The organism is Homoserinimonas sedimenticola, assembly GCF_026094475.1.
Taxonomy (GTDB): domain Bacteria; phylum Actinomycetota; class Actinomycetes; order Actinomycetales; family Microbacteriaceae; genus Homoserinimonas; species Homoserinimonas sedimenticola.
Genome location: NZ_JAPELL010000001.1, coordinates 1,943,741 through 1,955,601, shown reverse-complemented (window position 1 = coordinate 1,955,601; position 11,861 = coordinate 1,943,741). Strand labels below are relative to the sequence as shown.

12 protein-coding genes are annotated in these 11,861 nt (G+C 70.1%); 4 read left to right on the top strand and 8 right to left on the bottom strand.

The features are described 5' to 3' along the window. Positions 1–227: 227 nt before the first annotated feature. Positions 228–1,124, top strand: coding sequence for an endonuclease domain-containing protein (locus tag OH146_RS09320; RefSeq protein WP_265159710.1), 897 nt, complete (start codon positions 228–230; stop codon positions 1,122–1,124). A gap of 201 nt (positions 1,125–1,325) precedes the next feature. Here the strand turns inward: OH146_RS09320 and OH146_RS09315 are convergent, their stop codons facing one another. From OH146_RS09315 to ubiE, 3 genes are read right to left on the bottom strand one after another with little or no spacing between them, the layout of a single operon-like run. After that, the gene (locus OH146_RS09315) at positions 1,326–2,687 is read right to left on the bottom strand and encodes an FAD-dependent oxidoreductase (RefSeq protein ID WP_265159708.1); all 1,362 of its coding nucleotides are present in this window, start codon (positions 2,685–2,687) and stop codon (positions 1,326–1,328) included. 40 nt (positions 2,688–2,727) lie between these two features. Continuing rightward, positions 2,728–3,771, bottom strand: a complete 1,044-nt coding sequence (locus OH146_RS09310) for a polyprenyl synthetase family protein (RefSeq protein ID WP_372508491.1) — start codon at positions 3,769–3,771, stop codon at positions 2,728–2,730. Positions 3,772–3,824: 53 nt separating this feature from the next. Continuing rightward, positions 3,825–4,526, bottom strand: coding sequence for a bifunctional demethylmenaquinone methyltransferase/2-methoxy-6-polyprenyl-1,4-benzoquinol methylase UbiE (gene ubiE / locus OH146_RS09305; RefSeq protein WP_265159706.1), 702 nt, complete (start codon positions 4,524–4,526; stop codon positions 3,825–3,827). Between the two features lie 37 nt (positions 4,527–4,563). On the opposite strand from ubiE, the gene OH146_RS09300 reads away from it, so the two are divergent. After that, positions 4,564–5,817 carry an isochorismate synthase gene (locus tag OH146_RS09300; RefSeq protein ID WP_265159704.1) on the top strand — a complete coding sequence of 418 codons (1,254 nt, stop codon included), beginning with the start codon at positions 4,564–4,566 and terminating at the stop codon, positions 5,815–5,817. 52 nt (positions 5,818–5,869) lie between these two features. On the opposite strand, the gene menD is transcribed toward OH146_RS09300, so the two are convergent. Together menD and OH146_RS09290 are read right to left on the bottom strand one after the other, a co-directional pair. Then, positions 5,870–7,570, bottom strand: coding sequence for a 2-succinyl-5-enolpyruvyl-6-hydroxy-3-cyclohexene-1-carboxylic-acid synthase (gene menD / locus OH146_RS09295; RefSeq protein WP_265159702.1), 1,701 nt, complete (start codon positions 7,568–7,570; stop codon positions 5,870–5,872). Next, a complete protein-coding gene (locus OH146_RS09290; protein WP_265159700.1) occupies positions 7,570–7,947 on the bottom strand; it encodes a PLD nuclease N-terminal domain-containing protein in 378 nt (125 codons plus the stop codon). Before OH146_RS09290 ends, menD begins: the two co-directional genes overlap by 1 nt. Positions 7,948–8,031: 84 nt before the next feature. On the opposite strand from OH146_RS09290, the gene OH146_RS09285 reads away from it, so the two are divergent. Continuing rightward, complete coding sequence (locus tag OH146_RS09285; RefSeq protein WP_265159697.1) at positions 8,032–8,301, top strand: DUF4229 domain-containing protein; 270 nt, start codon at positions 8,032–8,034, stop codon at positions 8,299–8,301. On the opposite strand, the gene OH146_RS09280 is transcribed toward OH146_RS09285, so the two are convergent. The 3 genes from OH146_RS09280 to OH146_RS09270 all read right to left on the bottom strand — a co-directional run bounded on the left by OH146_RS09280 (position 8,298) and on the right by OH146_RS09270 (position 10,692). After that, positions 8,298–9,248 (bottom strand): 1,4-dihydroxy-2-naphthoate polyprenyltransferase, encoded by a 951-nt coding sequence (locus tag OH146_RS09280; protein WP_279348953.1) that lies wholly within the window; start codon positions 9,246–9,248, stop codon positions 8,298–8,300. The genes OH146_RS09285 and OH146_RS09280 overlap by 4 nt on opposite strands. A gap of 218 nt (positions 9,249–9,466) precedes the next feature. After that, positions 9,467–10,372: a 1,4-dihydroxy-2-naphthoyl-CoA synthase gene (locus OH146_RS09275; protein ID WP_265159692.1), complete on the bottom strand. Its 906-nt coding sequence runs from the start codon at positions 10,370–10,372 to the stop codon at positions 9,467–9,469. 23 nt (positions 10,373–10,395) lie between these two features. Next, the gene (locus tag OH146_RS09270; RefSeq protein WP_265159689.1) at positions 10,396–10,692 is read right to left on the bottom strand and encodes a hypothetical protein; all 297 of its coding nucleotides are present in this window, start codon (positions 10,690–10,692) and stop codon (positions 10,396–10,398) included. A 98-nt stretch (positions 10,693–10,790) separates the two neighbouring features. Between OH146_RS09270 and OH146_RS09265 the strand changes: the two genes are divergently transcribed. Then, the gene (locus tag OH146_RS09265) at positions 10,791–11,780 is read left to right on the top strand and encodes an o-succinylbenzoate synthase (protein WP_265159686.1); all 990 of its coding nucleotides are present in this window, start codon (positions 10,791–10,793) and stop codon (positions 11,778–11,780) included. Positions 11,781–11,861: the final 81 nt, after the last annotated feature.

Genomic DNA, 11,861 nt, shown 5'->3' with positions numbered 1-11,861 from the left:
GTCGGCACGCCCGCACTCAATTCATTGAGTGGACGAATATTCGTGCTCAGGCGCCGGAAAATGGCGCGGGAACACGCATTTGCGTCCTCTCGACACGCCGCCGTCCTCTCAACGGGGGCGGGCCGTGTGGCGCGCGCGAGCCTGACCAGGTTTCTCCACAGGCCCGACTTCTGCACAGATCGAGCTGCCGCCGACCGCGGGATCACGCACGCTGCGAGCGTGGGCGGATGCCACGCATACCTCTTCCCCGATCTCTCACGAAGGATCCCTTCACGTACGCGGAGGCTCGCGCCATGGGCGTGGGCCGCCGGCGCCTCTACGGCCCCGATCTTCACAGACCGTTCCACGGCATCCGCACACATGCTGTTCCTGCGGATGTGCGCGCCCTCGCGCAGGCCCTCGCCCCTCGTCTGCCTGACGATGCATTCTTCTGCTCCGTCACGGCAGCCCAGCTCTCCGGAGTGCCGCTGCCGTTGCACATCTGGCGGAAACGCGAGCTGCACGTCGCGGTGCCCGCGCCCGGTCGTGCTCTCCGGCTCCGGGGCGTGAAGGGGCATGTGCTGCAGGCGACTCCGGAATGCGTCGTGGAGCGACAGGGACTGCGATTGAGCGGCCCGGAAATGCTGTGGCTCGAGCTCGGAGCGGTGCTCGCTCTCGACGACTTAGTCGCCGCTGGCGATCATCTTGTTCACTGGCGCTGGCCCGCGACCAACATCGCGCGAGTCAGGTCGGTCGTCGCATCCGCCTCACGCCGTCGTGGCCTCGTGCTGCTGCGCGAGGCGGTCGAACTGCTCGATGACCACTCTGAATCGCCGCAGGAGTCGCGCCTCCGGGTGCACTTGTGTGCGCAGGGCATGACGGGCCTCGTGGCAAACCTTCGAGTGACGACAATCGGCGGCTACAGCTATCGGATTGACCTCGCGCTCGTCGAGCTGAAGGTGGCCATTGAGTATCAGGGCGGGTATCACAATGATCCGGCTCAATTCCGCCGTGACATGACCAAGCGGGAGCGGCTTGAGGCTGAAGGCTGGATCGTGATGTGGGTGAACGCGGACGACCTCCGGGATCCCCAGGAGCTCGCCGCCCGCATCCGGAGGAAGATTTGGCTCCGCTCTGGCCGTTGAGAAGACACATATTCGCCTTCAGCGGGCCGCGGCGCGGGCTCCAGCACGAATATTCGTCCACTCAACGGATTGCTGAGGGGATGGGCGGAGCGCTGAGGGGATGGGCGAAGTGCTGAGGGGATGGGCGGAGTGCTGAGGGGATGGGCGGAGCGCTGAGGGGATGGGCGGAGTGTGCTGAGGGGATGGGCGGCGTGACGCGGGCTACGCCCCGCGCGCCGCGTCGAGCATCTCGCGGCGCTCCACGAGCTTGATGCGCTCGCGGCCCTGCGCCTCCCCGCGGGCCTTCTCGGCCTCGTCGAGATTGTGCCAGCCCGAGAGGTCCGTGTACTCGACCCCACGCGATTCGAGCAGTTCGGTGACCGATTCCGGCGACGGATGCGACGGGCTCCACCAGTCCGCCTGGCCGTTGATCAGGTGGCTGATGGTCTCCATCGCGTCGCTTTTGGTGTGCCCGATGAGGCCGACGGGGCCACGCTTGATCCAGCCCGTCGCGTAGACGCCGGGGACCTCGTCGTGGTTGTCGTCGAGCACCTGCCCCTCGCGGTTGGGGATGACGCCGCGGCGCTCGTCGAAGGGGATGCCGTCGAGGGGTGAGCCGAAGTAGCCGACCGCGCGGTAGAGACCCTGCACGGGCGTCTCGCGGATCTCGCCCGTGCCGCGCACGCCACCTTCCCCGTCCGGCTCGGTGCGCTCGTAGCGCAGCGCCTGCACACCCGTCTCGGGGTCGCCGACGACCTCGAGCGGCTTGGCCCAGAAGTGCAGGTGCAGCCGCCGCGACGCCTGCCCGGTCTCGCGGGTGCGCCACGAGTTCAGCACGCGGTTGATCACCATGACCTGCTTGTTGGTTTCGATGGCGGCCTGGGATGCGGCATCCACGACCTCGAAGTCCTCGTCGTAGAGCACCATGTCCACATCGCGCAGTTCGCCGAGTTCACGCAGCTCGAGCGGGGTGAACTTGACCTGGGCGGGCCCGCGGCGACCGAAGACGTGCACGTCGGTGACCTTGGACGCCTTGAGGCCCTCGTAGACGTTGGCGGGGATCTCGGTCGGCAGCAGGTCGTCGGCATGCTTCGCGAGCATCCGCGCCACGTCGAGGGCGACGTTGCCGTTGCCGACGACGGCGACCGACTCGGTGTCGAGCGGCCATTCGCGGGGAAAGTCCGGGTGTCCGTCGTACCAGTTGACGAACTCGGCGGCACCGTAGCTGCGCGGCAGGTCGATTCCGGGGATGTCGAGCGAGGCATCCCGCACGGCGCCCGTCGCGAAGATCACGGCGTTGTAGTGCTGCTTGAGGTCGTCGAGCGTCAGGTCGGTGCCGTAGTGCACGTTGCCGAAGAGACGGATGTCACCCCGGTCGAGCACCTCGCGGAGGGCCCTGATGATGCCCTTGATGCGCGGGTGGTCGGGGGCGACGCCATAGCGCACGAGCCCGTAGGGGGCTGGCAGGTGGTCGAAGAGATCGATCGACACCTCGAAGTGCCGCTCCGCCTTGAGGAGGATGTCTGCCGCGTAGATGCCCGCGGGTCCTGCGCCGACGATGGCCAGCCTGAGCTTGGTTGTCACAGTGTCTTCCTTTCGAGTCGCACGCGTCGTGCGAACGGGGTCAGCTGCTGCGTTCGACGATCGAGTCGGCGAAGCGGGTGAGCGCCTTCTTCACGGGCCCGGCCGGCAGCGGCTCGATGGCCGCCTGCGCGTCCCGCGCCCAGCGGTGTGCCTCGTCGAGGGTCCGGGTGGTCGCCGAGTGCTCCCGCAGTTCGGCGATCTCGGCGTCGAGGGGGGCGTCGGATGCTCGGCCCGCCTCGATGCGGGCGAGGAGAGCCGCGGCATCCGCGTCGTGTTCCGCGTCGCGCTGCAGGTAGAGCAGCGGCAGCGTGACGACGCCGGCGCGCAGGTCGGTGCCGGCGACCTTGCCGGTCTGCTCGAACTCGGCGGAGAGGTCGATGATGTCATCGACGAGCTGGAAGGCGACACCGATCTTCTCGCCGAACTCCTCGACGTTGCGCTCGAACTCGCTCCCCGCGGCGGAGAAGGTGAGGCCGATGCGCGCGGCGGCGGCGATGAGCGAGCCGGTCTTGTCGGCGAGCACCTGGATGTAGTGCTCGACGGGGTCGTCGCCCTCCTGCGGGCCGATCGTCTCGTGCAGCTGCCCGAGACACAGCCGCTCGAAGGTGTCGGCCTGCATGCGGATCGCATCCTCGCCGAGGCTCGCGATGAGTTTGCTCGCGCGGGCAAAGAGCAGGTCGCCCGTCAGGATCGCGACCGAGTTGCCCCACACCGTCTGGGCGCTCGGCACCCCGCGGCGCATGTGCGCTTCGTCCATCACATCGTCGTGATACAGCGAGGCGAGGTGGGTGATCTCGAGAGCGGCGGCCGCCGTGATGACGCGATCGTCGACACCCCCGCCGAGCTGCGAGGTGAGCAACGTGAGGGTGGGACGGATGCGCTTGCCGCCCGCCTCGAGCAGGTAGCGGCTCGTGACATCCGCGAGTTCGTCGGCGAAGTCGACCTCGTTCAGGAGCCTCGCCTCGACCGCCTCGAGCCCCCGCTCGACCTCGCTGACGACGCGGCGCTCCTCCGCCGTCGAGAAGATCGCCTCGCCCACGCCGAGAGACGCCGCCATGCTCGCACGGCGGCGCACGCGAGTCATCTTGCCGTCCACTGCATCACCTTCATCGTTGTGGCCCGCCCCGCGGGCGTCGTTCAGTTGCCTGCCGGGGTGTGGGCGCGGTGCAGGGCGACCACGCCGGCGGTCAGGTTGCGGTGCTCCACACCGGTGAACCCCGCGGCGCGGATCCACGACGCGAGCGTGGCCTGGTCGGGCCAGTCCGCGATGGATGCCGCGAGGTAGGTGTATGCCTGAGGGTTGCTGCTCGAGGCACCCACGACCGCGGGCATGACGTACTTCATGTAGGCGTTGTATCCGGCGCGCACAAGCGCGATGGGTGGAGTCGAGAACTCGCAGATCACGAGCCGGCCGCCGGGCTTCAGCACGCGGCGCATCTCCGCGAGAGCACGGTGCGGGTCTTCGATGTTGCGCAGGCCGAACGAGATCGTGACGGCGTCGAAGCTGCCGTCATCGAAGGGCAACTGCATCGCGTCGGCGTGCACGAAGTCGATCTCGGGGTGGCGGCGGCGGCCCACCTCCAGCATGCCGTGCGAGAAGTCGGCCGCGATCACGTGCGCGCCGCTGCGGGCGATGACCGCGGAACTCGTGCCCGTGCCCGCCGCAATGTCGAGCACCCGCTCGCCCGGCTGCGGGGCGATCGCCTTGACGACCGCGTGCCGCCACAGCGCCGAATTGCCCATCGAGAGCACCCCGTTGGTGCGGTCGTAGCCGCGCGCGACCTCGTCGAACATGGCCGACACCTCGGCCGGTTGCTTGCTCAGGTCAGCGGTCGCCACCCGGCAAGTCTACTTGGGCCGCGAGTAGGCTTGGTGGGTGATCGATCAGCCGCAGCCTGCGCCTGCGCTCCACGTCGAAACGGTTGCGATCGACGACCCCGGCCCGCTCGTCTCGGTGCTCGACCTGGAGCATCCGCTCCTGTGGCGCCGCCGCGGCTTCGGCATCTCGGGCCACGGCGTCGCGGTGCGTCTCGAATTCTCTGGCGAGACCCGCATGACGGATGCTGCGGCCGCCTGGCGCTCGTTTGTCGCCGCCGCCACGATCACCGACCCGCTCGCGCTGCCCGGCACGGGTCTCGTCGCATTCGGCAGCTTCTCGTTCTCGCCGCGCTCCTCGCGCTCCAGCGTGCTCATCGTGCCCTCCATGATCGTGGGGCGCGCCGAGGGCCGCTTCTGGCTGACGCGCATCGGCGTCGGCGGGCTGCCGCCCGCCACCGTGCCGCAGGTCGCTCCCGTGCGGGGCGCGCCCCGTGCGAGCTTCGCCGCTGGCTCCCTTACAGCCGATGATTATCGGCACGCGGTCGCCGCCGCCGTCACGGCGATCGGCGAGGGTCGCGTCAGCAAGGCGGTGCTCGCCCGAGACCTGCAGGCGCGCCTCGGCGCGGGTGCTGACATCCGCCCCGCTATCGCCGCCCTCGCCGACAGCTACCCCGACTGCTGGACCTTCGCGATCGACGGCTTCTTCGGGTCGAGCCCCGAGACGCTCGTGAGCGTGCACGACGGTCTTGCGACGGCGCGTGTGCTGGCGGGCAGCGCCGCCCGCGGGGTCGACGAGACGAGTGACCTCGAGGCGGCGACAGGCCTCGCAACCTCGTCTAAGGATCAGGATGAGCACGAGTTCGCGGTGCAGAGCGTGCTCGCGTCGCTGCGCCCGCACAGTCGCGGGGTTGTGGCATCCGATGTGCCGTTCACGCTCAAGCTGCCCAACGTGTGGCACCTCGCGAGCGACGTCGAGGGGGTGCTCGACGACGGGTCGACCTCGCTCGACCTCATCCAGGCGATGCACCCGACTGCGGCCGTTGCGGGCACCCCGACCGCTTCGGCGATGGAGCTCATCGACGAACTCGAACCCTTCGACCGCGGCCGCTACGCCGGGCCGGTCGGATGGGTCGGGGCGGATGGCGACGGCGAGTGGGCGATCGCGCTCCGCAGCGCACAGCTCGATCCCGACGGTGGGCTGACCGCGTGGGCGGGCGCGGGCATCGTCGCGGGTTCCGACCCCGAGCGCGAGCTGCTCGAGACCCGCATGAAGTTCAAGCCCATCGTGGACGCGTTCGACCCTGTCGAGTAGCGCCGGTTGAGTAGGCCCGCCAGGGCCGTATCGAAACCCACCACGAACGACCTCAGCGGGGCAGCGGCACCTCGACGATGACCGGCCCGGGGGAACCCGTGAGCGCAGCATCCAGCTCCTGCCGGGTGGTCGCGCGCACGTACTCCCAGCCGTAGGCGGCCGCGAGCGACGCGAACTCGACCTCGTGCGGGGTCGTCATGACCCGCTCGAACGCCGCCGGGTCGGATGTCGCGGCGACCTCGAGCCCGTCGAAGATTGTTCCCCCGCCGTCGTTGCCCACGATCAGTTGGATGCGCGGGCGCGCCTCACCGTTGCCGAGAAGCAGGCCGCCTGGCTCGTGGAGGAGGGTGAGGTCGCCCATCAGCACGCGCGTCGTGCCCGCGACATCCGCCCCGTCCTGGCTCGCGAGAGCCACACCGACCGCGGTCGAGACCGTGCCGTCGATGCCCGCGAGCCCGCGATTGGCGATCACGCGGATCTTCTTGCCTGGCACGACGCGATCGACCTCGCGGATGAGGCGGGATGAGCCCAGCACGAGCCGGTCGTGCGGCCACGTCGCGCGCCAGACAGCGTCGACGAGCGCACGTCGGGTGACGGGCGCGCGCAGGGCCGCGAGGGTCTGCCGTTGGAACTCCGCCGAGATGGAGCCGTCGACAGCGTCGGGCGCGTTGATCACGGGAGCGTCGTCGGATGCCTCGACCAGCGCCCTGCTCGTGTGCACCCAGCGCCCCACCCACGAGCGGTCGGCGTCGGGCGGGCCCTCAACCTCGACCGCGTCGGCGAACTCCGCGGCGCGACGGCCCGGGTTGTAGTCTTCCGGGCCGCGGCCCCGCACGATGACCGTGTGCACGCCGTCGCGCCGCAGCAGCGCCGGCACCTCGCGGCTGAGCGTCGGATGCCCGAAGACGATCGCGCGCTCGACGCGCCCCCCGAACTCCTCATCGCGCAGCAGCTCGCGGTAGGCGGCGACCAAGTTCGGCCCGAAGCGGGCGCCACTCGAGACCTCCGCCAGCAGGGGCGCGCCGAGGGCGCGAGCCGTCGCCTCCGCCTCCTCCCCCGCGCGGTCACCCGCGATGACGACGGTGTGGGGCGCGGCGCAGAGGGTGAGGGGGGCGCGGTGCCGTCCCTCGGTGGTGAGGGGTGACGCACCGCCAGCGACGGCGGGCAGTGCGGCGATCGCGGCCGACAGCGGCTCGCGAAACGCCACATTGAGGTGCACGGGGCCCGGGGCATCCGGCCGTGTTACCCCTGAGTGGCCGGATGCTGCGGACCAGGCCTCGCGGGCGATCCTCTCGGGGCCCGAGTCGCCGATGCTGGACTCGGTCGAGGGGGCGTCGATGTCGCGCGTGAAGCGCACGGCCGCGCCGAAGATGCCGTGCTGCACGGTCGTCTGGTTGGAGCCGATGCCGCGCAGTTCGGGCGGACGGTCGCCCGTGATGACGATGAGAGGGACGCCCGCATGGTGGGCCTCCAGCACGGCGGGGTGCAGGTTTGCGACGGCCGTGCCCGAGGTCGTCACGACGACCGCCGGATGCCCCGACTCGGCCGCGAGACCCAGGGCGAGGAACCCCGCCGAGCGTTCGTCGATGCGCACGTGGAGCCGCGCCCGGTCGGCACGCTCGAATTCGGCCGCGGCCAGCGCGAGGGCCTGCGAACGCGACCCCGGGCACACGACGAGGTGGCGCACGCCGAGCCTCAGGAGTTCCGCCAGCAGGCCGATCGAGAACTCGGTCGCCGGGCTACCGCTCGACATCAGCCCTTCGGCTCGCCGTTCGCACCCCGCGAGTCCGAGTTGTCCTCGTCGTCGAGCTCGGCGAGCTTCTCCTCCAGGTCGCGGATGCGCTGCTCCCGCTCCGCCTCAGAATTCACGCTGCGCAGGAACGCCGGGTCGTCGTCGGGGTAGACGGGGCGCGAGGCGGCCGCTCGGCTGCCGGGACGCGGCATCCGCTCCTTGCCGATCGTGAACCAGAGGATGCCGCCGATCAGCGGCAGGATGATGACGATGAAGATCCAGGCGCCCTTCGGCAGACCCCGCGCACGGAACTCATCCGTGCGGATGCAGTCGACGAGCGCGTAGACCCAGAAGGCCAGCAACAGTGCTGCACCGAAAACCGGCAGGAATGCGCGCATGGCCCGAGTCTACGCCAGCGCCCTCCTCAGCGGCTGGGCACGACCACCAGCCGGGGCACAGCGCGCGCTGCGTAGACTCGTGGGGTGAAAACCTCGCACCGCTGGCTGCTCTACACGCTCCTCAGACTCGGTCTCTTCGTCGGCGTCTTCGCGGTGCTCATGCTGCTCGGCCTGTGGTGGTGGGCATCCGCGATCTTCGCGATGCTCATCTCCTTCACCGTCTCCTACCTCTTCTTCAAGGACACGAGGGACGCCCTCGCCCGCGACCTGCAGGAGCGTCGCCGCCGCGGCACCGAGGATCCGGATGCTGAAGCCGAGAACGCCGCCAACGATGCGGCCGGCGAGCGCCCCTAGAAGACGATCGCCGCGCCGAGCCCCAGCGCGTAGACGAGCGACGCGAGGCTCGCCAGTTTGAGCACGAGCAGGAACTCGGGGGCCGTCTTGCCCGTGCACGCAATGATGGCAGCGGGCAGGGCGATGAGCAGCACGAAGAACACGTACTTTGCAAGCACGAAGAGCAGCGCGAAGAACACGAGGATGCCGAACGGCGCGAGGATCAGCACCGTGAAGAGCACGCGCGACCACGTGAGACCGATCAGCACCGAGAGGGTGCGCTTGCCCGCAACGCGGTCCTGCTCGATGTCGCGCATGTTGTTGGCGACGAGCACGGCGCACGCGAAGAGCCCCGCCGCGACAGCGAGCAGCCACGCCTCCAGGCTCACCGTGCCGACCTGCACATACATGGTGCCTGCCGTGGCGACGAGCCCGAAGAAGACGAAGACGAAGAGCTCACCCAGGCCGTAGTAGCCATACGGATGCTTGCCCCCCGTGTAGAACCACGCTGCGGCGATCGCGGCGGCACCCACCGTTAGCAGCCACCACTGCTGGCTCAGCACGACCACGACGACGCCGGCGAGCGCCCCCAGCGCGAGGAAGGTGATCGCGACGGCCCGCACCGTCTGCGGCTTCGCGGCGCCCGAACCGGTGAGGCGGGCCGGGCCGACGCGGTGCTGGTCCGTGCCGCGGATGCCGTCGGAGTAGTCGTTCGCGTAGTTGACGCCGATCTGCAGCGACACGGCGACCGCGAGGCAGAGCAGGGCGCGCACCCAGTGCCAGCCCTCCTCGGGGGCGTAGAAGTAGGCGGCGGCCGTGCCGAGCACGACGGGCGCGATCGCAAGGGGCAGGGTACGAATGCGCGCCCCCGCGATCCAGTCGCTCGCCGTCGCGGGCTTCACCTTCGCCTGCGGCGGCACTGGCCTCTTTCCACTCCGGGCCGCCGCCGCGACCTTGCGGGGGTCCATCCTCTGCTGCTTCGCTTTCGCCACGAATGGAATCCTAGGGTCTCGGGCGCGGTCGCCTCGTGTGCACCGCCCCTGCCGCCAGGCACCCCTCCTCCCCAACAGTGCGGTGTTTTCTGCTCAGAGCGCGGGCGGGGAAGGCCGCGCGGAGCAGAAAACACCGCGCTGATGTGACTCGCTGGGGGCGGGGCGGATGCCGCGGCTCGCGCCCCCTCAGCAGCTCAGTATTGCCAGGGGAACGGCGACCAGTCCGGATCCCGCTTCTCGAGAAACGCGTCGCGCCCCTCAACGGCCTCGTCGGTGCCGTAGGCCAGACGCGTCGCCTCCCCCGCGAAGACCTGCTGCCCCACCAGCCCGTCGTCGACGGCGTTGAAGGCGAACTTGAGCATCCGGATGGCCGTGGGCGACTTGGTGAGGATCTCCTGCGCCCACTCATAGGCCGTCACCTCAAGCTCCTCGTGCGGCACGACCGCGTTGACCGAACCCATCTCGTAGGCGCGCTGGGCGCTGTACTCGCGGGCGAGGAAGAAGACCTCGCGCGCGTTCTTCTGCCCGATCTGGCGGGCGAAGTACGCGCTGCCATAACCGGCGTCGAAGGAGCCGACGTCGGCATCCGTCTGCTTGAACTTGCCGTGCTCGGCCGAGGCGATCGTGAGGTCGCACACGACGTGGAGGGAGTGGCCGCCGCCCGCCGCCCAGCCGGGCACGACCGCGATGACGACCTTGGGCATGAAGCGGATGAGCCGCTGCACCTCGAGGATGTGGAGGCGGCCGGAACGCGCAGCGTCGATGCCCGTCGCGGTCTCCTCGCTTGAGTACTTGTAGCCGTCGCGCCCCCGGATGCGCTGGTCGCCCCCCGAGCAGAAGGCCCAGCCGCCATCCTTCGGACTCGGCCCGTTCCCCGTCAGCAGCACAACGCCGATCCGCGGGTTCTGCCGGGCGTCGTCGAGGGCGCGGTAGAGCTCGTCGACCGTGTGCGGGCGGAACGCGTTGCGCACCTCCGGCCGGTTGAACGCGATGCGTGCCACTCGGCCCTCAGTGTCGTGGTGGTACGTGATGTCGGTCAGCGCCTCGGCGCCGGGGGCGACAACCCAACGTGAGTCGTCGAAGAGCTCGGAGACGGTCATGCCTCCAGCCTATTCGGGCCCGCTCAGGCGAGAGCGCCGAGCACGGTCACCTGCAGCCACGGGTTCGACAGCACGCCCACGAGGATGCCCGCGGCACCCCACCAGCGACCGAAGCGTCCGATGACGGCGACGAGACCCACCACGACGGCGGCCACCGTCAACACGTTCGCGATGATCGCCAACACGGATGCCACGGCCCACGCGGTCTCGGTCGCTGCGGCCGGCGCGGCAATCGCGACGCCGACGACGACCGCGAGGAGTCCGAGCACCGCGAGCCCCAGCGAGACGAAACCGGGGACCATTCGAGCGCGCGCAGCCATGACGCGAGCCTATTCGAAGCCTGAACGTGCCCCCCGCAGCATCCGCGAATCGCCCATTCCTCGGCACGAATACAGTGCCGAGTTGCCACACTGGGGGGATGCGCCCCACGATCGACGACCTGCTCGCAACGGCGCGAGTGGTCTCCCTGCCCCTCCGCACGCGCTTTCGCGGCATCGACCACCGCGAGGCGCTCCTCCTGGAGGGGCCGCGCGGTGCGACCGAGTTCTCCCCCTTCGTCGAGTACGACGATGCGGAGGCGGCGACCTGGCTGGCCGCCGCGCTCGACTTCGGCTGGGGCGACGAGCCCGCCGTGTTTCGCAGCAGTGTGCGCGTCAACGCGACCCTGCCGGTCGTCGAGCCGGGCCGCGTGGCCGAGGTGCTCGACCGGTTCAGCGGATGCCGCACCGTCAAGGTGAAGGTCGCCGACCCCGGCCAGCGGCTCGAGGAGGAGGTCGCCCGGGTGCGGGCGGTCCGCGAGTACCTCGGCCCGGAGGGCCGCATCCGCCTCGACGCCAACGGCGGCTGGACGGTCGACGAGGCCGAGCGAGCGGTGCACGCCCTTGCCGAGTTCGACCTCGAATACGTCGAGCAACCGTGCGAGAGCGTTGACGAGCTTGCCCAAGTGCGCGAACGCATCCGCTACATGGGCATCGGCGTCGCAGCCGACGAGAGCGTGCGCAAGGCGGAGGACCCCCTCGCGGTCGCCCGCGCGGGAGCCGCCGACCTCCTCGTCATCAAGGCGCAGCCCCTCGGCGGCATCGCTGCGGCGGAACGCATCATCGCGGAGGCGGGGCTGCCGGTCGTCGTCTCAAGCGCGCTCGACACGAGCGTCGGTCTCTCGATGGGAGCACACCTCGCGGCCGCCGTGCCGCAGCTCGAGTACGACTGCGGCCTCGGCACCGCCGCACTCCTCACCGCCGACGTAACGGATGCCCCGCTCACCCCGATCGACGGGGCCGTGCCCGTGCGCCGCATCGACCTGAGTGCGGGGTTGCTCGACCGGCACGAGGCATCCGCAGACCGGCGCGACTGGTGGTTGGACCGTCTGCGCCGCTGCTACGCGCTCCTCGACGCGCTGGATGAGTAGCGCGCTTCGCTTGGCTGCAATCGCGCCAGCGATTGCGCGAAGCGCGCCGACCGAGCCTGCGAGGGAGGACCAGGGCCGTAT